At 34.9% G+C, this 23,085-nt stretch carries 17 protein-coding genes and 1 tRNA gene; 3 read left to right on the top strand and 15 right to left on the bottom strand.

The window, feature by feature from the left end; translation table 11 throughout:
* Window positions 1-120 precede the first annotated feature (120 nt).
* Window positions 121-438, top strand: coding sequence for an RDD family protein (locus ABWU62_RS07490; RefSeq protein WP_353288006.1), 318 nt, complete (start codon window positions 121-123; stop codon window positions 436-438).
* Window positions 439-650: 212 nt separating this feature from the next.
* Here the strand turns inward: ABWU62_RS07490 and purD are convergent, their stop codons facing one another.
* On the bottom strand, window positions 651-1,922 hold the full coding sequence (gene purD, locus ABWU62_RS07485) for a phosphoribosylamine--glycine ligase (RefSeq protein WP_353288005.1): 1,272 nt from the start codon (window positions 1,920-1,922) through the stop codon (window positions 651-653).
* A gap of 31 nt (window positions 1,923-1,953) precedes the next feature.
* Window positions 1,954-3,234, bottom strand: a complete 1,281-nt coding sequence (gene serS, locus ABWU62_RS07480) for a serine--tRNA ligase (protein ID WP_353288194.1) — start codon at window positions 3,232-3,234, stop codon at window positions 1,954-1,956.
* Window positions 3,235-3,361: 127 nt separating this feature from the next.
* Between serS and ABWU62_RS07475 the strand changes: the two genes are divergently transcribed.
* Both ABWU62_RS07475 and dusB read left to right on the top strand, forming a co-directional pair.
* A complete protein-coding gene (locus tag ABWU62_RS07475; RefSeq protein WP_410542197.1) occupies window positions 3,362-4,858 on the top strand; it encodes a hypothetical protein in 1,497 nt (498 codons plus the stop codon).
* 7 nt (window positions 4,859-4,865) lie between these two features.
* Window positions 4,866-5,816 (top strand): tRNA dihydrouridine synthase DusB, encoded by a 951-nt coding sequence (gene dusB / locus ABWU62_RS07470; RefSeq protein WP_353288193.1) that lies wholly within the window; start codon window positions 4,866-4,868, stop codon window positions 5,814-5,816.
* Between the two features lie 34 nt (window positions 5,817-5,850).
* Here dusB and ABWU62_RS07465 read toward each other — a convergent pair whose 3' ends face one another.
* From ABWU62_RS07465 to ABWU62_RS07405, 13 genes are all read right to left on the bottom strand, one after another.
* Entirely contained in the window at window positions 5,851-14,370 is an 8,520-nt protein-coding gene (locus tag ABWU62_RS07465; protein WP_353288003.1) for a DNA-directed RNA polymerase subunit beta/beta', read from the bottom strand.
* Window positions 14,371-14,428: 58 nt separating this feature from the next.
* On the bottom strand, window positions 14,429-14,830 hold the full coding sequence (gene rplL / locus ABWU62_RS07460) for a 50S ribosomal protein L7/L12 (RefSeq protein WP_007301986.1): 402 nt from the start codon (window positions 14,828-14,830) through the stop codon (window positions 14,429-14,431).
* Between the two features lie 26 nt (window positions 14,831-14,856).
* Window positions 14,857-15,375 (bottom strand): 50S ribosomal protein L10, encoded by a 519-nt coding sequence (gene rplJ, locus ABWU62_RS07455; RefSeq protein WP_353288002.1) that lies wholly within the window; start codon window positions 15,373-15,375, stop codon window positions 14,857-14,859.
* Between the two features lie 12 nt (window positions 15,376-15,387).
* A complete protein-coding gene (gene rplA / locus ABWU62_RS07450) occupies window positions 15,388-16,041 on the bottom strand; it encodes a 50S ribosomal protein L1 (protein ID WP_353288001.1) in 654 nt (217 codons plus the stop codon).
* Between the two features lie 4 nt (window positions 16,042-16,045).
* Window positions 16,046-16,486 (bottom strand): 50S ribosomal protein L11, encoded by a 441-nt coding sequence (locus ABWU62_RS07445; RefSeq protein WP_353288000.1) that lies wholly within the window; start codon window positions 16,484-16,486, stop codon window positions 16,046-16,048.
* 2 nt (window positions 16,487-16,488) lie between these two features.
* Window positions 16,489-17,325 (bottom strand): transcription termination/antitermination protein NusG, encoded by an 837-nt coding sequence (gene nusG, locus ABWU62_RS07440; protein WP_353287999.1) that lies wholly within the window; start codon window positions 17,323-17,325, stop codon window positions 16,489-16,491.
* Window positions 17,315-17,515, bottom strand: a complete 201-nt coding sequence (gene secE / locus ABWU62_RS07435) for a preprotein translocase subunit SecE (RefSeq protein ID WP_353288192.1) — start codon at window positions 17,513-17,515, stop codon at window positions 17,315-17,317. The genes nusG and secE overlap by 11 nt, the downstream gene beginning before the upstream one ends.
* A 19-nt stretch (window positions 17,516-17,534) precedes the next feature.
* Window positions 17,535-17,607 (bottom strand) — tRNA-Trp (locus tag ABWU62_RS07430).
* Window positions 17,608-17,619: 12 nt separating this feature from the next.
* Window positions 17,620-18,792 (bottom strand): elongation factor Tu, encoded by a 1,173-nt coding sequence (gene tuf, locus ABWU62_RS07425; protein ID WP_353287553.1) that lies wholly within the window; start codon window positions 18,790-18,792, stop codon window positions 17,620-17,622.
* 12 nt (window positions 18,793-18,804) lie between these two features.
* Complete coding sequence (fusA, locus tag ABWU62_RS07420; RefSeq protein WP_353287998.1) at window positions 18,805-20,880, bottom strand: elongation factor G; 2,076 nt, start codon at window positions 20,878-20,880, stop codon at window positions 18,805-18,807.
* A gap of 21 nt (window positions 20,881-20,901) precedes the next feature.
* Window positions 20,902-21,378: a 30S ribosomal protein S7 gene (rpsG, locus tag ABWU62_RS07415; RefSeq protein ID WP_353287997.1), complete on the bottom strand. Its 477-nt coding sequence runs from the start codon at window positions 21,376-21,378 to the stop codon at window positions 20,902-20,904.
* 5 nt (window positions 21,379-21,383) lie between these two features.
* Window positions 21,384-21,758 (bottom strand): 30S ribosomal protein S12, encoded by a 375-nt coding sequence (gene rpsL, locus ABWU62_RS07410; protein ID WP_353287996.1) that lies wholly within the window; start codon window positions 21,756-21,758, stop codon window positions 21,384-21,386.
* 293 nt (window positions 21,759-22,051) lie between these two features.
* Window positions 22,052-23,057, bottom strand: a protein-coding gene (locus tag ABWU62_RS07405; protein ID WP_353287090.1) for an IS630 family transposase whose coding sequence is annotated in 2 segments (ribosomal slippage) — window positions 22,052-22,594 and window positions 22,596-23,057 — 1,005 coding nt in all. Because the reading frame shifts where the segments join, the coding sequence is not laid out codon by codon here.
* Window positions 23,058-23,085: the final 28 nt, after the last annotated feature.

Below are 23,085 nucleotides of genomic sequence, written 5' to 3'. Positions count from 1 at the left end.
AATATTAATTTAAATAATAGAGTGGCACAAGTAGCTAATATTACCCAAGTTAGTATATTTACGGTTATTTAATAACGTATTTTTATATTATATGATGACATTATGAAAATAGGAGGGTGTATGGATACTGAAGTGAGTTATGCAGGGATTACAAAACGCTCTTTAGCAGATGTAATTGACCGCTTTATCATGACAGCAGTAATGTGTCTAATCACTTTTCTTTTTATAATACAACATTATAGTGCTAACAAAGAAGAGGCTTTTGACCCTAACATATACAAACTATTATGCGTGTCCTTTACGGTAATATCCACTTTAGTACTAGAAGCACTATTGATAACAAGATTCAGTGGTACTCCAGGACAATTGCTATGTGGTATTCATATGAAACATGCGAACACATTTAAAAACCGTCACCCTCATGCAAGCAATAATTAGATGTGTTTCTAGAGAAGTTATTCTTACTATGATTTCTCTCTTAACTAGACGCATTTCTGGGTGGTTTGCAATCTTTGACAAACGCAAACAGTTTCTTCATGATAAAATTGCAAGAACAGTAGTAATAGACTATAAATCTAGTTGATATTTTTCTTTAATTATCCGTATTACTGCTTGTAAAGTGACTTTTTTCGTTTCTGTATGAGCTAACATTAACTACCAATATCATACCTGAAGAACCCACCTGGCCATTCTAGAAAATTTAACGCTGAGTACACTTTACTTTTAGCTTCTTCCACAGTGTTTCCTTCTCCTACTATATTTAGTACCCTTCCGCCATCGGAAATCCAATTACCATTTTCATCTAGCTTAGTACCAGCATGAAATACTAGCACTCCAGGAATGTTTTCAATTTTATCTAATCCTTTAATTACCTCTCCTTTTTGATAATCACCAGGATAGCCTTTACTTGCAACGACTACACAAACTGTAGTTTTGTGATTAAACTCCACCATTTTTGTATTTAACTTGCCTTCTGCAACTGACAACATCAACTTTAGCAAATCACAATTTGGATCAAGTCTAGGTAACATAGATTGTATTTCCGGATCCCCAAACCTAACATTATACTCAAGAAGCTTTGGACTATCTTTGCAAATCATTAAACCAGCAAAGAGTACTCCTTTATAGGATGTTCCCATGTTAGTCAGTGCTTGAATTGTAGGATATATTATTTTTTGGATAATTTTTTGCTCCATCTCCTTACTTATAATCGAAGGTGATGAGTATGACCCCATGCCTCCAGTATTTTGTCCCTCGTTATTTTCACCAACTCTCTTATAATCTTCTGCACATCCAAGAGTTACTACTTTCAACCCATCAACAAGAGCAAAAAAACTTACTTCTTCTCCAATTAAAAACTCTTCTATGATTATTTCTTCACCTGACTCACCAAGATTTTTCTCCACTAGCATTGAATCTATTGCTGAAAAAGCCTCATTTTCTGTATGGCATATTATGACACCTTTCCCTGCTGCAATTCCATTTGCTTTAATTACAAGCGGCAATTTTATTTTATTACTACGGACAAAATTTTTAGCTAACCTTTCATCAATAAAACGTTCATACTTGGCGGTCGGTATACCATATTGTTTACATAGTTCCTTCGTAAAAGACTTTGATGCCTCAAGTTTTGCAGCTGCTTGACTTGGAGCAAAAACGTTTATCCCCTCCGCAGTTAAATCATCAGCAAGTCCATTAATTATCGGTTGCTCTGGGCCAATAATTACTAGCTCTATATTTTCTTTCTTGCAAAATTGTGTAACATCCACTGAATCTTGAATATTTATATTCACAAGAACTCCAAAATTCTCCATGGCCGGGCGACCAGGAGTAACATATAACTTAGTCAAGGTAGGAGACTTCTTTAGAGCCCAAAGTAAAGCATGCTCACGCCCACCAGAACCTACAACCAGAACCTTCATCTTTATTTCCTCGCTTTTCTATATGTCAAAATTATTGTTTGCTTATAACAGTATCATTACTCATGTATCTTTGCAACACGTTTGGTATTGTAACTGACCCATCGGAATTTTGATAATTCTCCATTATGGCAACAATTGTTCTTCCTATGGCTAAAGCTGAGCCGTTTAAAGTGTGAACGTATTTTTTTGTTTTTCTGTCAGTTTCTAAGAAGTATTTAGTGTTCATTCTTCTTGCCTGAAACGTACCGCAATTTGAGCAGCTTGATATTTCTCTGTACTTATTTTGCTCAGGTAACCACACCTCTATATCATAAGTCTTTTGTGCAGCAAAGCCCATATCACCACTACAAAGCAGCACTATTCTATACGGTAATTCTAATTTTTTTAATATTTCCTCAGCAGCATTTGTCATGCGTTCAAGCTCATCATTTGACTGGTCTTCAGTTGTGATGCTTACCAACTCCACTTTACCAAATTGGTGTTGCCTTATCATACCTCTTGTATCTCGTCCTGCGCTGCCAGCTTCTTTACGAAAACATTCTGAATATGCAGTAAAACGAATAGGCAGTTCTTTTTCTTCTATTATTTTGTCAGCAACTAAATTTGTTAAAAATACTTCACTTGTAGGAATTAATCTTAACTCATCGGCAGTTAAATATGAATCATCGGAAAATTTTGGTAGCTGACCAACGTTATACATCGCCTCGTTTTTTACCAGGGCTGGGTGGTACACCTCAGTGTAGGCAAATTCATTAACATGTGTTTCCAGCATAAAATTTATTAATGCTCGTCCAAGCTTAGCTAACTGTCCTTTTAATATTGTAAACCTTGATCCAGAAATTTTTGCTGCTTGCTCAAAATCCATCAAGCCTAACCTTTCTCCGAGCTCATAATGAGATTTTGGCATAAAACTAAATTGCCTTTTTTCTCCATATTTTCTGATTTCTACGTTGGAGCTCTCATCTTCACCTGTTGGCACGTTTTGTGCAGGGATATTTGGTAAGTTAGATAAGATATTCATTAAGTTATCTTTCTCCGTTTGCTCTTTTAAGCTGATTGCTTCTATCTCATTTGTGATACTTTTTGACAACTCTATTTGCTTTTCACAGGGATTTTTGTTTATTTTAAGCTTCTTTATTTCCTCTGTGATTTCATTGCGCTGCCTATTTAAATCTTGCAATTTAGTGGTTAATGACCTTTTCTTGTGATCAATTTCTAATACCTCTTTTGCAGTAAACTCTCTTATCCCCCTGCTTTTCATTGCCTTTTCAAATCCTTCATGGTTTTTGCGTATATCTTCTATATCATGCATATATTGTGCTATTACTAACATTATTACTGTACTTCAAAAGCTTTTAATGCTCAATATTTTTACATATAAATGCTAATATTGATTTTACCTTCATAATTTGCTAGAATTGATAAACGTGAAATATAATATGTTAGGCATCATAGAAAGATATAATAAATTTAAAGAGAGTACTCACTTCACCAAACTTAAGGCTGGTGGAAGATTTGCTGTCTATGCTTTTGGTATATATCTGGCAACTACATTTACCATTGGCTGTTTGGGATTAATAATAGGATCTACCTTCTTAACTTTACCACTTGCTATGCTAATTTTTCATCCTATAGCTTGGATTTTGATGGGAATAGTGCTTACAGTGACATACAAAATGGTCGTTGAGCCTTTATTTCACTTGGCAAAGAGTTACATCAATGAAAAAGTAGCTGTAAAGGAAGAAAAGAGTCCAAAAGAGCAAAAATTCACAAGAAGTAAATCACTGGATAGTGGACTAGATACTATATCAAGAAAAACAGATGATTCGGATAAGAGGGTACGTAGAAATTCCTATTCTCCATCTACAGATAGTGGTATTATACCAGGCAGTGAACCTATCTCAAGGAACAATAGTCGTAAAAGTTCAATCGCTTCAGGAGATAGTGGTTTGGGTGGCAAAGAGTTTCATGAAGATTTACAAACTCTTATGCATCAGACAAATAGAGAAAATTACTATTACTGGCTACAAGAACATGATATTTCTCATATTGCAAGAGCTGTATATAACTATTCAGAAAATTCAAGTGGCAATGTACTTTTTTGTATTCCTGGTGATGTGAGTACTTTAAACTCAAAACTGGAAGAGTATAAAATAGAACAAGGGAACACAAAAAAAATCTTTGCCTCGATTATTAATTTAGGAGGAAATCACTGGGTAACACTGATAGTCACATGTAATGGTAACAGACAATTTAGAGCTTATTATTGTGACTCATTTGGTAATAAATTATCAAATGAGGTTGAAGGAAAGGTAAAAGACGATATAAGTCTTGCTAATGAGATTGCTGAGAAGTGTCTAGTACCCTTAAGTAAGGAGGTGGGAAGTTTAATACGGGAAAGAGAAAATAATCCAGATAATGCTAGCCTTAAAGAGAAAAAAGATGATGTTGAAAAAACATTAGGTCATGCAAGAGAAGATAGAAATAAGTTAGTTAGTAAGCCAATTGATACTAGTTATATAGTGGGCATATTGCAGGAAACCTTAGAGATAGGAAATGATAGCATAAAGAGTTCTGCGGTTGATCAGCAAGAAGATGGCTGTAATTGTGGAGTATTTGCTTTAGAAAATGCTCATAGGATTACGGAAATGCTCAACGAGGATAAATCATTTGATGAAATTGACAGAGAGTTATCAAATTACAAGCCTAGGCCAGGACAATTGCACGAGAAGAGAAGAGAGTTCGCAAAAGCACTTATGGAGGACGAAGAGTGGAAAGAAGCTATTGCTGAAGGTGGAATTTTACATGATGCTCTACAGCAGCTTAGTCTTGAAGATAGTAAGAAAGAGGAAACACAACCTGCCACAAGTTCATCTCTGCAAGATGCTATAATAATGGCTTGTAACAGTGTCAAAAATACATTTTTTAGCAACTAGAAAGCCTGTGTCTCTCCAAGTAGGAAATCTAACTATTGATTCTCCAGTTATTTTAGCACCAATGTCTGGAGTGACTGATTATCCGTTTAGAAGTATTGTAAAGAAACTTGGTGCAAGTTTGCTAGTCTCAGAAATGATTGCAAGCAGAGCTATGATCATGCAAACTCGCCAGAGCATGCAAAAAGCAAAAGTCGATGAACTAACCGCTGTACAACTTGCTGGTTGTGAGCCTGATATTATGGCGGAAGCTGCAAAGTTAAATGAGGACATGGGTGCAAAAATCATAGATATAAATTTTGGTTGTCCAGTTAAAAAAGTTGTAAACGGTTACGCAGGATCAGCACTTATGCGTGATGAAAAAAAGGCTGCTGAGATAATAGAAGCTGTAGTCAAGGCAGTGAGTGTGCCAGTTACAGTAAAAATGCGTACTGGATGGAATGACGAAAATCGCAATGCTCCGCGCTTGGCAAAAATTGCAGAAGATTTGGGAGCAAAGATGATTACTGTACATGGAAGGACAAGGGCACAGCTTTATAATGGTCAAGCAGATTGGAAATTCGTTAGAAATGTTAAAGAGCAGGTAAAAATTCCAGTTATAGTAAATGGAGATATTAAGAGTTTGAATGATGTTCAAAGTGCACTTAAAGAATCTGGGGCAGATGGAGTAATGATAGGTCGTGGTGCTTACGGCAAACCTTGGCTGATTAATCAAGCAATAAACTTTTTGAGTGGAAATAAAGTTTCTGAGCCAACAGCCTCAGAGAGATTAAGCATAATACTCAAGCATTGTGACAGTATTCTTGAGTACTATGGAAGCGACACAGGAATAAAGATGGCCCGCAAACATATAGGATGGTACAGTAGCGGGCTTCAAAACTCATCTGAATTTCGTGTAAGAGTAAATAACATGACAGACAGCACAGAGGTGAAAGAAAATATAATTGATTTTTTTAGTTAAAAATAGATTAAACATACTGCCTCATTAGCTATATTCAATTTGACTGATCATAGTGCGATGCCACCACACTCTCTTCTTCATCAGAATGTAGTTGATAACTATTATCACTCAGCAATTTTTCGTCATAAGTCTCAATATCAAAATATTTTTCATATTTATCTATATTTTCACAAAGCGAAAGTGCTTTCACCTTATTCATAACCAGACCCGTACCAGCAGGAATTAATCTTCCTACTATAACATTTTCTTTCAACCCACTTAAAGGATCACTCTTTCCGCAGAATGCTGCTTCTGTAAGTACTTTTGTTGTTTCTTGGAAAGAGGCAGCAGAAATGAAGGAATTAGTTTCAAGGCTTGCTCTAGTAATTCCCTGCAGAATAGGAAGATAATGAGCAGGTCTTTTTCCAGAGTTATTCATAGCATCATTTTCTCTATCAACTTCCAGCCTGTCGATATTTTCTCCAATTAAGTACATAGTATCACCAGGATCGGTAATTTCTACTTTTTGCAGCATTTGCTTTAAGATCACTTCTAAATGCTTGTTATCTATGCGCACACCTTGCAATCTATAAACTTGCTGTATTTCAGAAATCATGTAGTGTGCTAACGCTTCTATCCCAAGCACACGTAGAATATCATGAAGATCAGGGTCACCATCCATCAATAAATCACCTTTACGCACAAAATCACCTTCATTGACTATTACATGCTTACTCCTTGATACTAAATACTCAACTGGAGAAACTTGCTCATCTACAGACTTTATTACTATACTGCGTTTTCCTCTACGATCTTTTTCAGAGAACGTTACATAGCCGTCTATTTCACTAACGATAGCATGCTCTTTAGGACGACGTGCTTCAAATAATTCTATAACCTTGGGCAAACCACCAGTAATATCACGAGTTCTAACTGACTCTCTCGGCGTTCTTGTGATAACATCACCTGCATGAACCTTTTGGCCATCCTGTACATTAAGCACTGCACCAACTGGTATAAAGTAACATGCTTCCACACCACTTGCAAGTGTTATTACTTTTTCATTATCATCAAGCAGTGCAATACGAGGACGTAAATTAGCTACACCAGAATGCAATTTCCAATCTTTTACTACTCTATTTGATATTCCTGTAGATTCATCCATCACTTCAGTGATCGAAATTCCATCTTTTAAATCCTGATAAGATATTGTACCAGTCTTTTCCGTAATAATAGGTAGTGTATACGGATCCCATTCCGCAACTTTATCACCAATTTTTACTAACTTACCCTCATTTACATAAAGTTTAGCACCATAAGGCACACTGTGCTTCAATTTTTCACTACCAAGGCTATCAATTAAGACGACTTCACAGGAACGGCTTATCACAATTTTATTTCCGTTTTTATCTATAATTATATTACTATTGTTTAATTTTATTCTAGCATTAATAGAAGCTATAATATTTGAGGATTCAACACCTCTAGTCATTACCCCACCTATATGGAAAGTGCGCATCGTTAACTGAGTACCTGGCTCTCCAACAGATTGAGCAGCGATAACACCAACTGCTTCACCTATTGAAACAATTTTACCAGTTGCAAGGTCTCTTCCATAACACAAAGAACACACACCAGGACTTATTTCACAAGTTAAAGGCGATCTAATTTTTATAGCATCAAGACCTGCAATGTTGATTTGCTTTACTTTATCTTCATCAATTAATTCCCCTGCTTTTAATAATAACTTTTTGGTTACTGGGTTATACATATCATTTGCAGCTGTTCTACCCAGTACAACACTCTCTAGAGATGCAACTATAGTACTCCCTTCAACTATAGCTCTTACAATAAGGCCATTTTTCGTTTTACAGTCATGTTTTGTAACTATGCAATTTTGAGATACATCAACCAAGCGACGAGTTAAGTATCCAGAGTTTGCAGTTTTAAGTGCAGTATCAGCTAAACCTTTACGCGCACCGTGAGTAGAATTAAAGTATTCAAATACATTCAATCCCTCGCGAAAATTAGAAATTATAGGTGTTTCTATAATTTCACCAGAAGGTTTGGTCATTAACCCTCGCATTCCTGCTAACTGCTTCATCTGGGAAGTAGAACCTCTTGCACCGGAGCTAACCATCATATATATTGAATTGTACTTACTATTTTCATCATACACAGATATCGCTTTTAACATATCATTCGCTATTATATCTGTGCACTTAGACCACTCATCTATAACTTTATTATACCTCTCACTTTTAGTGATTAGCCCGTCTTGATACTGTGCAGAGAATTTCTTAATTTCACCCCTTGTATAATCAACGTGTGTAGCTTTAGTTTCAGGTATGACCATATCGCAACGACTAAAAGAAGTACCAGAAAATGTAGCATACTCAAAGCCAAGTGTCATCAATTTATCAGAAAATACCACTGTAGCACTTTGACCGCAGCTACGATATACTAAATCAACTATACTAGTTATTTCCTTAACTGTTAATACCTGATTTATTAAATCGAAGCTTAGATTCTCATGTTTAGGAAAAATCTGCCATAATATTAAACGTCCAGGAGTTGTACAAATAGTTTTATACTGAATATTTCCATCGCTATTGATGTATTCCATTTTGTACTTTATATGAGAATGAATATGTAGAGTATCGTTGTTTAAGGAATGCTCAACTTCACAAAAAGCACAAAAAAGTGGTAAATCATCCTCCTTAAGTTGCTGTAAAGTTAGGTAGTATATACCCAGCACTATATCTTTGCTAGGAACTATAATCGGTCTTCCATTAGAAGGACTTAAAACGTTATTAATTGACATCATCAACACTCTAGCTTCAAGTTGAGCTTCCAATGAAATTGGCACATGCACTGCCATTTGATCACCATCAAAGTCAGCGTTAAATGCTGTACAAACAAGTGGATGAAGCTGTATTGCTTTACCTTCAATAAGGACTGGCTCAAAAGCCTGAATACCAAGCCTGTGTAGCGTAGGCGCTCTATTTAGCAAAACAGGATGCTCTTTTATTACTTCTTCAAGCATATCCCAGACTTCTGGCTTTTCTGCTCTTATTAATTTGCTAGCAAATTTAATAGTTGGAGCCATAGCATATATTTTAAGCCTTGAGTAAACAAAAGGTTTGAATAACTCAAGAGCCATTCTTTTTGGTAATCCACACTGATTTAGTTTCAAAGTTGGACCAACAACTATTACAGAACGTCCAGAGTAATCTACCCTTTTTCCTAAGAGATTCTGACGGAAACGACCTTGCTTTCCTTTCAGCATATCGCTAATAGACTTTTTATATCCAGTAGCGCCAGCTTTATTTACCAGAGCATTACGACGACTATTATCAAAAAGAGAATCAACTGCCTCTTGTAACATTCTTTTCTCATTACGAATCATAATCTCAGGAGGATTTAAACTTAACAATTTTCTCAATCTATTATTTCTATTAATAATAGTTCTATAATGATGATTTAAATCAGAAACTGCAGGTCGACCACTTTCAAGCGATACCAAGGGACGCAAGTCAGGTGGTAAAATAGGTATAGCTGTAAGTATCATCCACTCAGGTCTGTTTCCAGACTTGATAAAATTTTCAACAATACGTAATCTCTTTATAATTTTCTTTCTTCTCATTTCAGAAGCAACAGACTCTAACTCCTGTCTTAAATTCTTCCTAATTTGATGTAAATCAAGGCGTGTTAGCAATTCTCTTATAGCTTCAACACCTTGCATAGCTATAAAGCTATCGACCCCATAACTATCTTTAGCTTCATTATAAGCTTTCTCACTAATAATTTCACCTTTTTCAAAAGAGGAAACAAGAGGATCTATTACAACATAATTATCACTATATAAAATACTTTCGATATCTCTAAGAGACATATCTAATAATGCTCCAATTCTTGAAGGAAGTGACTTCAAAAACCATATATGAGCAACAGGAGATGCAAGCTCTATATGACCCATTTTTTCTCTTCTTACTTTAGAAGATGTAACTTCTACTCCACATTTTTCGCATATACGGCCCCTATGTCTTCTTTTTTTGTACTTTCCACATAAACATTCATAATCATTGACAGGACCAAAAACTTTAGGACAAAATAATCCACCTTTCTCAACTTTGAATGTACGGTAGTTTGCGGTTGAAACATCCGTTATCTCTCCATAAGACATACGTTTAATACTTTCAGGGCTAGCAATGGAAATGCTAACCTCATTAAAAGATTGCGCGATGTTAGTATGAGATATATCTTCAATTACTATGTCATTTTGCTTCAAATCCACATTAAAACACAAGGAACGCAACTCTTTTATCATGACATTAAAGGATTCAGGAATTCCACATTCAAAGTTACTGTCACCTTTTATTACCGATTCATAAATCTTAACCCTGCCATTAATATCATCAGACTTCACAGTTAACATTTCCTGCAAAGTGTAAGCAGCACCATAGGCTTGCAATGCCCAACATTCCATTTCACCAAAACGCTGACCACCAAAATGAGACTTTCCTCCAAGAGGTTGTTGAGTAACCAAACTATAAGGTCCCACTGAACGCGCATGAATTTTACCATCTACTAAGTGATGCAACTTAAGCATGTACATGTAACCAACTGTAACTTTGCGATCAAACTTCTCACCCGAGCAACCATCATATAATACAACTTGCCCAGAGTTATCCAATCCAGCAAGTTCAAATAGCTTTACTATTTGTTCATCGTTTGGACCTTCAAATACAGGTGCAGTAACAGGAATGCCATTACGCAACTTATACGCAAATTCAATGAGGTGATTATCATTAATATCGCGAATATTATTACAAATAGATAAATTACTGCCACAACTATAAACCTTGATCAGGAAGTGACGTAAACTACTGTGTGCATCTTTACAAGAGTTAAAATAATTTTCTACTAATGTAGTCAATTCATTATTTAATTCATCCTTATTAGGCATATCTAAAATAGAAGCCGTTATTTCATCATCATTAATATCCTCAAATTTTTTATTATCAAGATATACTGCTGCAAATTTTACAAAATCATCATCACTGAGAGATCTAATTGCCTTACAAAAAGCACGTTTGATTTTATTGATCTCATCAAGAATATTGCCTACTTTTTCTCCTAATTTTTTACAAGCCCAACCTACATGCGTTTCCAATATTTGCCCTACATTCATTCGTGAAGGAACGCCAAGAGGGTTAAGAATAATATCAATAGGAGTACCATCTTCTAAATAAGGCATATCTTCTACTGGAACAACTCGAGAAATCACACCTTTATTTCCATGTCTACCAGCCATTTTATCCCCTGGCTGCAAACTATGTTTTACAGCAATAAAAACTTTTACTGACATCGACACACCTTGAGGCAGATCATAACCTTCATGCAATTTTTCTACTTTTCGCTTAAAGTTTGCTATTGCATGTGATACTTTTTCATCAAAATCTTTTTTTAAGCTCTCAACTTGCTTAGAAATAGATTGATTTTTCAATCCTATATCCCACCATCCCTCACGTTCAATAAAATTAATACTTTCTCGATCTTGAGAACCAGAATTAATAAGAATTTTTCTTAATTCATCATAGAAATATTGATTAATAACATTGATTATATGGTCCTGCTCTTTCTCAAAATCATTTACCTCTTTTTGCTTAATAAGAAACGCCCTTTCGTTTTCTTCTTCCCCTCTGCGTGTAAAGACCTGTACATCAATCACTATCCCTTCAATATCTGGAGATGTATATAAAGAGGAATCCACACAATCGAATGACTTTTCGCCAAAAATTGTCATTAACAATTTTGTCTCAGGAGGCAATGAAAGAGAATGCTTAGGTGTAACTTTCCCCACCAAAATATAACCTGGACCAACTCTTGTACCAACCTTCACTATACCACTATCATCCAAGTGATAAAGATTTTCTTCATTAACACCGGGTATAGCACGAGTTATTTTTTCCGACCCTAAAGGAGTGTCATGCACAACACATTCAAATTCTTCTATATGAATAGAAGTAAAGAGATCTTTTTTAACAACTTCACTAGAAATAATGATTGAGTCTTCAAAATTATAACCTTGCCAAGACATAAAAGCGACTAGCAAGTTTTGGCCAAGTGCCAATTCACCGTTATTAATAGCAGGGCCATCAGCTATCACATCACCTTCCTTAACACAATCGCCTACATGCACCAGTGGTTTCTGGTTAATACAAGTATTATGGTTAGAACGCTGAAATTTTCTTAGATGATAAATATCTACATCCAAGTAGTCAATTCCTTCTTTGTCAAAAGCACGTATAACTATAGAGTTACTATCTGAGCTGTCAACTATGCCACCACGTTTTGCTAAAACTACAGCACCAGAGCCAGAAGCTACGAAAGACTCCATACCAGTAGCAACCAAAGGAGCAGTAGGCTTCAATAAAGGTACAGCTTGACGCTGCATATTTGAACCCATTAACGCTCTATTAGCATCATCATTTTCTAAAAATGGAATTAAAGAAGCAGCAACCGATATTACCTGCTTAGGAGATAAATCAATGTAACTTACTTGATTACTATTTACCATTACAAAGGTACCACCATACCTACAGTACAACATATCATCAACAAAGCAGTTGTTTTCATCAAGCTTTGCGCTGGTATCGGCTATATAATATAAACCTTCATCTATAGCAGACAGATACTTGATTTGATCAGTAACAATCTTATTAACTACTTTCCTGTAAGGACTTTCAATGAACCCATATTTATTAATACGAGCGTATATAGCTAAGCTGTTAATTAAGCCTATATTCTGCCCCTCAGGAGTTTCAATAGGGCAAATTCTTCCGTAATGAGTTGGATGAACATCACGCACTTCAAATCCCGCTCTCTCTCTTGTTAAACCACCAGGACCTAACGCCGACAACCTTCTTTTATGTGTTATTTCAGATAATGGATTAGTCTGATCCATAAATTGAGATAATTGGGAAGAATTGAAAAAATCTCTTAAGACATTGGTTAACACTTTTGGGTTTATAAAATCAGATGGAGAGACTTTATCTAAACTAGAAGTAGACATAGAATCAACTACTGCCCGTCCCAATTTTAATAATCCAGTTCTAAATTGATTTTCTATAAACTCTCCAACTGAACGGACTCTTCTATTTGCTAAATGATCAATATCATCTACAGATCCTTGACCATCACGTAACAATACTATTTTTCTTATAATTTCAATAATGTCTTCATGTGTTAAAGTAGTTAAATTTTCCTCATAATTTAACCCAAGGCAAGAGTTAAGTTTTAATCTACCAATGTTAGACAAATCATAATATTCCGGACTGAAGAAAAGATTACGAAAAAACTCCTCTACTATCTTTAAAACGGGAACTTCACCAGGACGCAAAACCTTATATATTTCATATAGAGCGTTCTCATAAGACATATTTTCATCTAAGAAAAGTGTGTTTAATATGTAAGGTCCAACAGAAACATTATCTATGTTCAACACTGATATTTTATCTATAGATAATAATTCAAGCTTTTTTATATCCTCTAATTTTATAGATTCACCAGCAGATAAGATTTTTGTAGAACTAGCACTATCTATTAAATCTTCTGCAAGAAATAAACCACATATAGAATCATAAGGAATTAGATACTCTTTTAACCCGTTATCATATAGATTTTTAGCTAATTTCGAAGTAATACGAACGTTAGCTTTAAGTAACACATTGCCTTCAACATTCTTTAAATCGAAAGGAAGCCTCACTCCCTTGAATTTATCAGGGAAAAAAGGTACTTTCCAACCACTTTTATGTTTTATATACTCTATTTTTTCATAAAATTTATTAAGTATGTCATTATTTGATAAGCCCAAAGCCTTTAATAAAACTGATATTGGCAACTTTCTCTTTCTATCAATACGAAAATACAAATGATCTTTAACATCAAACTCAATATCAAGCCAAGAACCTCTATAAGGAATAACTCTGGCAGAATAGATCAATTTGCCAGAATTGTAAGTTTTTCCCTTATCACTATCAAAAAACACTCCAGGAGATCTATGCATTTGTGAAACGATAACTTTCTCTACGCCATTGATGATGAAAGTACCTTTATCAGTCATCATAGGCAGTTCACAAAAGCGAACCTCCTGCTCTTCAGCAGATTTTATAACAATTGCAAGCTTAGAATGATCATCACCTTCTTTAATCTCTTGATATTTTTCAAGAGAAACACCATCCTGCATAATAACAAGACGTATAGAAGCAATAACCTGAGCAGAAAAAGTTATACCACGTTTTATACATTCAGATTCATTATACTTAAGATCATCTACCCTACAATTCAAAAACTCGATAGTAGCCCTATGCAAAGGATCAGATATTGGAAAAATTGTATGAAAGATAGCTTCAAGTCTTTCATTACTCTCATTATTAGGAGTAAAGGAATTATATGATCCCTTTTGGACTTTAACCAAATCCAACAAAGAATCTTTTAAATCAATCGACCTGGAATAAGAAACTCTAGGAACAAAAGCACTAGAAGGACACATATAAGAAGAATCAACCATTAAAATACCTTCACTAATTAAAAGAGCTATATCAACATAAAATTAATATACTAACATTTTATTCAAGCTCAACTTTAGTTGCTCCTGCTTCAATAAGTTTTTGCTTTATTTTTTCTGCTTCGTCTTTAGAAACATTAGCAGTCAAATCTTTGGGTAAAGACTCAACTAATTCTTTCGCTTCTTTTAAATTCAATGTAGAATTAACTTCTCTAATAGCTTTAATCACTCCTATTTTTTTGCTTGCATCAATCTCTTTGATTACAACTTTATATTCAGCTTTTTCTTGAGCAACAGGAGCATTAGCATTATCACTAATAGGCACCCCAGCACCAACAGCTCCACCAAGAAAAGAACCACTAGGCAACCCTATTTTTTCTTCTAGAACTTTTACAAGTTCAGAAGCTTCTAATAGATTTAAAGATAATATTTTATCAACCAAATCACTTGTTACATTATTCATACTGACCACCTTATTTAACAACAAATTTATTTTTTAGAACTATAGTAATCCAAAACTCTCATAAGCCTCATAGAAGATGAATTAATAGACAATGCTAACCGAGCAGGAATATCATAAGATATTAAACGCATAATTTTAACACGCAATTCATCCAGAGAGGGCAGCTTAGCCAATTTATTAACATCTTCTACTGTCAATAATTCATTTATATAAGCTGCACAAATCACAGACATTTTTTCTTTATTGATGTTAACAAAATCAACTGTTAATTTTGCAGCTTCTACTATACCACTAGAGTATATAATAGCAACAGGACCAGAAAATTTGCCTAATAAATAAGAAAATCTGCCAGCTCTTTCCAAAGCTAAGCAGGCTAGAGTATTTTTAACTACTAACATCCCACCCATTATAGATTTTAGACTATTCCTAAGAATTAATGAACTGCTAACATTCATAGACTTGAAATTTACCAATATTAAGAAATCATTATTTACAAACACATTCATTATGTTTTGTATAAATTCATCCTTATCTTTACGCTTCACAATTTCGCTCCCTTAAATTATATCTTCTACTTTGTTTATTTTATGAGCTTTACCCATAGTTGAATTTAAAAAAACGCTTTTAAAGTAAATTCCTTTTACAGAAGCAGGTTTATTGTCTCTGATTACTTTAAGAAAGGCTTTTAAATTTTCCAGCAAATCATCAATATCAGATTTAATACTTCCTAATTTGCCATGAATAACCCCATTTTTATCTATCCTGAATTTTATTTGACCAGACTTAATGGTTTTAGTAGCTTCTGCAACGTTAGAAGTCACAGTACCAAATTTAGGGTTAGGCATCAGCCCTTTAGCACCCAATACTTTTGCAATAGGAGTGATTTTTGCCATGAAATCAGGAGTAGTGATGCACCAATCAACATTCAATTTTCTACCTTTTTTTATCTCTTCAACTAAATCTTCTCCTCCTGTAATATCAGCACCAGCTTTTTCAGCTTCTAATAAGTGTTTATCTTGAGCAAAAACAGCTACTTTAATATTCTTCCCGATACCTCTAGGCAAAACTACTGTACCACGCACCTGCTCTTCAGATTTACGTGAATCTACACCTAAATTGACTGCGATATCAACTGATTCATTAAATTTTGCTGAAGCAGACTCAACAATCTTCTCCAAACACTGCTTAGAATTATCATTATATGCACTCATTTACCTAACCTTCCACAACTTCTATACCCATAGATTTTGCAGTGCCTATAACCATCTTCACTGCTGAATCTTCATTATCCACTTTCATATCAACCATCTTACACTTTGCCACTTTAATGATAGCAGACATAGATAATTTAGCCACTAATTCTTTACCAGAATTACCAGAACCTTTACTTAATTTAGCTTCCTGCTTAAGCAAATAAGCCACAGGCGGACCGCTGACAGTAAAATCATGAGAGCGATCATCCTTTATGGAAATTCTCACTGTTACTAAATCACCTACTTTATAACTAGCGTTAGCAGCGCTAGTAGCTTTATTAAAAGCTTCACAAAACTTAGGAACAGGTATACCACGCGGGCCAAGTACTGAAGCAATTTTCGGTCCTGGAACTGCTTTCCCAGCTTCCATAAGTAAGCTAATCTTAGCAACTACATTACTCATAATTAATCCTCTATTTTCTCTACTTGAGCCAAATCAAGCTCTATTATTGTTGGCTTACCTAAGATTGATACTTCAACATTAATAATTTTTTTCTCATCATTTACCATATCTACCTTACCAGTAAAATTTTGAAAAAGACCATCATTAATCTTTATTTTTTCACCTTTCTCATAACCATAACTCAACTTTTTCGTTTCTTGAGCATTGTAAAGCGCACTACACATTGAGCGAATCTCATTATCCTCAATCACCTTTGGAACATTACCATTTTTCAAAAATCCATAAACCTTAAGAGATTTTGGTATATTATTAATAAAATTTAATACCTCATCGCATAAATTCATGTATAAAAAGACATAACCAGGAAAGGACTTCCTTCGTTTAGCATTTTTTTTAGATTTTAAATCCATCTCACTTAATTCTTCACAAGGAATAAAAACCCTATTAAAATAATTATTAATATTCAATCTCATAGAATTTTCTAATATATATTGGCGCACTTTCTCTTCATAATTAGAGGCAACTCTTAAAATGTACCACTTATACCTATTAAACTCCTTACGTTTTAAAATTATTTCATCATCTGAAATCATCTCAAAATGACCAAACTCATCACCACAAAACCCAGTCATTTGATTCAAAATATTTTTGCTTTCATCACACAGATGCATACATATATATACCTCACATAACTCTTTTATATCAGATTTTACATCACATACTGTCTGATAAGGAATAAATACCTCCTTAAAGTAAACAGTATTGATTGCCAACTCGCATATATCTTTCTCATACCCATAATCGACTTTAATGATATACCATTTATACTTATATTCCATAAATAATTCCAAATAAAGTCTTAATTATGTAAAGAGACATAAAATCTACGAAACAAAAGAAAATCGAAAAGCATAATATAACAACTATTACAATAAACAGAGATGACAATACCTGCTGTTTTTTTATCCAAGCAATTCTCCTTATTTCTTGCCTTATATCGCAAAAAAAAACATAAAGGTTTTTTAACATTTCTACCATAATATTAATGCAGGAGCGATAGGAATTGAACCTACAACCTCTGGTTTTGGAGACCAGCGCTCTACCAATTGAGCTACACTCCTATAATTCAAAATTTACTCTAAAATTTCCGAAACAACGCCAGAACCAACAGTTCTACCACCTTCTCTTATCGCAAAACGCAATCCTTTATCAATCGCTATCGATACTTGCAACTCCACTTCTATACTTACATTGTCCCCTGGCATTACCATCTCCTTTCCATCTAGCAATTTTATGCTCCCAGTTACATCCGTTGTCCTTAAATAAAACTGTGGCTGATAATTTCCAAAAAATGGTGTATGCCTTCCTCCTTCTTCTTTCTTCAATATATACACTTCCGCATTAAATTTCTTATGCGGGGTTATTGCCCCTGGTTTTGCCAATACTTGCCCTCTCTCCACTTCTTCTCTCTTTGTTCCTCTTAGTAGTATTCCTACATTGAGTCCTGCACTTCCCTTATCCAGCAACTTCTTAAACATCTCAACACCTGTGCATATCGTCTTTTGCGTCGCTTTCAGACCTATTATCTCTATCTCTTCTCCCGTCTTTATCTCTCCCTTCTCTATTCTTCCTGTTACCACTGTTCCTCGCCCTGATATCGAAAATACATCTTCGATTGGCAATAAAAATGGTAAATCCACAGGCCTTGGTGGAACCTCTACATATTTATCTAACTTTTCCATCAATTTGTCTATTGATTTCTTTCCATACTCACTACTATCATCCTCTAATGCTTTTAACGCAGACCCAACTATCACAGGCACTTCATCTCCTGGAAATCCGTACTTACTCAGCAAGTCTCTCACTTCCATTTCCACCAAATCTATCATATCAGCATCAGCAACATCAGCTTTATTTATATATACCACGATATATCCAACACCCACCTGCTTTGCCAGCAATATATGCTCTCTTGTTTGTGGCATCGGCCCATCAACCCCTGACACTACCAATATCGCTGCATCCATCTGTGCTGCACCTACTATCATATTCTTTACATAATCAGCGTGCCCAGGACAATCAACATGCGCATAGTGTCTCTTTTCTGTTTGATATTCAACATGCGCTGTTGCTATTGTTATCCCTCTCTTCCTTTCTTCTGGCGCTTTATCTATTTGATCATATGCTACAAAATTACCATAATGCTTTGTTATCGCCGCTGTTAACGTTGTCTTCCCATGATCCACATGTCCTATCGTTCCCACGTTTATATGCGGCTTTCCAAATGCTTCTACTATCGCTGTCATAATTACTAACCTTTAATTATACTTTAACTTTAACTCATCAACCACATATTGTGGTACTTGTTCATAACAAGAAAAATGCATACTATATTGAGCTCTTCCCTGAGATATAGAACGCAAAACATTTATATAACCAAACATATTTGCAAGAGGAACCGAAGCAGTAATTATTTTGCTATTATTACCTAAATCCAGCATATCAACAACACTGCCTCTTCTACTATTTATATCACCCATAACATCACCCATATATTCTTCAGGAGTAATGATTTCCACTTTCATTATAGGTTCTAGCATTTTTGGACCAGCTTTATTTGCCATTTCCTTAAAAGCACCTTTGGCAGCAAGTTCAAAAGCCAAAGGACTAGAATCAACATCATGAAAAGCACCATCAAGAAGAGTAGCCTTAAAATCAATCAATGGAAAACCAGAAATTATACCACCTTCTTTTATCAACTCTAAGCCATTTTGAACTCCAGGTATATACTCTTTTGGAATAGCACCGCCTACAATTTTGCTCTCAAATTGAAACCCAGATCCAGGCTCAAGAGGCTCAAATTTTATCTTAACTTTAGCAAATTGACCTGCACCACCTGACTGTTTCTTGTGAGTATAATCAATTTCAACAGATTTAGTAATAGTTTCACGATATGCAACTTGAGGTGCACCAATATTAACACTAACATTGAATTCACGCTTCACTCTATCTGCGATAATTTCAAGATGCAACTCACCCATGCCTTTTAATATAGTCTGACCACTTTCTGAATTGACTGACATCCTTAAAGAAGGATCTTCTGCAACTAACCTATTTAAAGCGATGCCCAATTTTTCTTGATCTGCGGTTGTTTTAGGCTCTACAGCAATTTCAATCACAGGCTCAGGAAATTCCATACGCTCCAACAATATGGGACGATCAGAAGAGCATAAAGTATCACCAGTAATTGTTTTCTTTAATCCAACTAAGGCAACTATATCACCAACTTTAGCTTCGTTTATATCTTCTCTGTTATTTGCATGCATAAGCAACATTCTACCAATTCCTTCAGTCTCATTCTTTCCAGCATTTAACACAGCAGATTTAGATTTTAACTTACCGGAATAAATACGAATAAACGTCAAGCTACCTACAAATTTATCTGTCATCACTTTAAATGCAAGAGCAACGAATTTCTCTTTTTCTGAAGGTTTGATCTCAATTTTCTTTTCTGAATCCTTAGGATCAGTTCCAATAATTACATCAACATCAATAGGAGAGGGTAAAAAATCAACTACACCATCTAAAAGTGATTGCACGCCTTTGTTTTTAAAAGCCGACCCACATAATACAGGGACAAATTTTCCCTTAATGGTCCCGCTTCTCACACACTTTTTCAATAAATCAATTGGCAGATCGTTAGATTCAAAGTAAGTATTTATCGCCTCATCATCCATTTCAGCTGCAGCATCTAATAAAAGATTTCGATACTCTTGAGCCTTATCAAGCAAATCAGAAGGAATATCTTCATAAGAAAATTTAGCGCCTAATGTTTCTTCTTGCCATATAATGGCTTTCATAGAAATAAGATCGATTATACCTTTAAAATCTTTCTCACTTCCTATTGGCAACTGAATAACTAAAGATGTTGCGCCAAGCTTCGTTTTTATCATATCGACACATCGATAAAAATTTGCCCCAATTCTATCCATTTTATTAACAAAGCAGATACGAGGAACGCTATATTTATCAGCTTGACGCCAAACTGTCTCAGACTGAGGCTCAACTCCAGCAACTCCATCAAATACAGCAACTGCACCATCCAAAACCCTCAAAGATCTCTCAACTTCAATAGTGAAATCAACATGACCAGGAGTGTCTATTATATTAATCCTATGATCATTCCAAAAACATGTTGTTGCAGCAGAAGTAATTGTAATGCCACGCTCCTTCTCTTGCTCCATCCAATCCATAGAAGCTGCACCATCGTGCACTTCACCAATCCTATTTTGTTTACCAGTATAAAATAAAATACGCTCTGTTGTGGTGGTCTTGCCAGCATCTATATGAGCCATTATCCCTATATTTCTATACCTAGACATTAAAACTTCCATACAACAATCAATCAGCTAATATTAAAAACGAAGATGAGAAAATGCCTTATTAGCTTCAGCCATTTTATACTTTTCTTCACACATCTTAAATGCACTACCACATTTATTATAAGCATCTAATATTTCAGATTGCAAACAATCAACAGTAGTTCTGCCATTCTTTTTTCGAGTAGCAGAAGTTGCTCTATTAATCCATCTTAATGCCAAAGAAATCGCCCTATCTTGCCGAATTTCAACAGGTACTTGATAAGTTGTACCACCAATACGTCGAGAACGCACTTCTATAGAAGGAGTAACATTTTCTACTGCTGTTTCAAAAATTGACAAAGCATCTTTGCCTATTTTCTTTTCAGCTAAAGACAAAGCACTATAAGTAATCTTTTCTGCAATGGATTTTTTACCACATTTCATAATTGTATTAATAAAACGCATAAGCAATATACTACCATAACGAGAATCAGGAACTGTTCTTTTTTTTGATTTATTACTGCGAGCCATAAACTTTAACCAGATTTCTTTACACCATATTTTGAACGAGCTTTCTTTCGATTTTGCACACCACGCAGATCAAGGGCACCTCTTATTATATGATAACGCACACCTGGTAAATCTTTAACCCGCCCACCACGTATTAAAACAACGGAATGCTCTTGTAAATTATGACCTTCGCCAGGTATATAAGCCGTCACTTCACCGTATCCACCAATCTTTACCCTAGCTACCTTACGTAGTGCTGAATTAGGCTTCCTAGGAGTTGTAGTATACACCTTAGTGCAAACACCTCTCCTTTGAGGGTTGCTTTCTCCCAAAGCTGGCACCTTCTTCTTGCGAGTTAACTTTGATCTACCTTTAAATGTTAATTGATTTATCCTAGACATACATTATAAACTCAAAGCCCTAAAAATAACTAAGCCCTAATCATAAAATAATAAACCTCAATAGTCAATATAAAATAAACATTACCACTCTAATAATCTCATCCTAATTGCCTTGAAAACTACTGATAGTCATATGTCAAAGGCGTGTTGGCTTGAATATCAAGAAATTATCACTTACTATGCTTAAATTAATATAGATCTAAAACAAGTATATAGTGTGATGGCTATCAAAGAATATGCAGAGAATACTGCTTATATAAAGAGCTCAAAGCTGCTAATACCAACTCTCATTATTAATGAACCAAATAAGAAGCATTGCAGAGTTGTTTAACCGTGGAAGGGGAAAGAGAGGTAATAAATTTACACAAAGCGCTCTCAAGCAGAACAATTGTATCGTAGATTTTATTGCGCAAAATGTTCTGTTTTATATATAACCAAAACCTCTCAACAGGATTGAGGTCAGGTGAGTATGGTGGTAGGTATATAATTTCGATATTTTTAGGTATCTTTAAACTTTTTGACTTATGCCAACTAGCGCAATCCATCACGAGAAAAGCCTTTCGTATTCCTAAATATTGCGACATCTGTTCAAGGAATATATTTATACAAGCAGTGTTGACGTTTGGTGCAAATAAGCTAAAATTCTCTCCATTTCTGGGATTAACTGCACTATAGAGATAAAAATTTTCCCTACCTAATTTTACCTTAACCTGTGTCCTACTGCCTTTTTTAAACCACCCATGTCCAACTTTTGAATGTGTACCAAACCGTGATTCATCGAAGAAAAATAGCTCTTTTTCAGAATGCATGACAATAGTTTCATTGAGGTTTTTTTTTAAACTCCTCTTGCTTATTTTTATCCTGTCCACTATGAACTGGTCTTGGTGTGATATATGAGAATTTCATTCTTTGCATATTACGATGTATTGTGGATTTGCTGATATTCAAACCAAATCTTTCTTGGATTCTTATTCTCATTTCTCTAATAGTAATATTGGGGTTTTCCTCTATCCACACCTCAATTTGTTCAAGTTGACTTTGGTTCAATATAGTTTTTCTACGGCGTTGAGGTGGAGAAAATAATTTTTCTTCTCTTCCAAATTTTATGTGCTTTATCCATGTAGTAATTGCCTTTCTCGAAATGCAACATATTTTTGCTACAGCTGTTATACTGTGCTTTTTTGCTGCAATTACAGCATTTAGTTTTTTTGCAACATACGCATTATTTCTTACTTTCTTCAGCATCTCTTTTGCTGATTCCACCACTTTTTCATCCAATAATTTTGATCTTAATGCCATCTAAACCTCGCTATTTTACTTACTCCAG

It is taken from the genome of Wolbachia endosymbiont (group B) of Gerris lacustris, assembly GCF_964028355.1.
In the GTDB taxonomy this organism is placed as follows: domain Bacteria; phylum Pseudomonadota; class Alphaproteobacteria; order Rickettsiales; family Anaplasmataceae; genus Wolbachia.
This window is presented reverse-complemented; position numbering and strand designations above follow the sequence as displayed.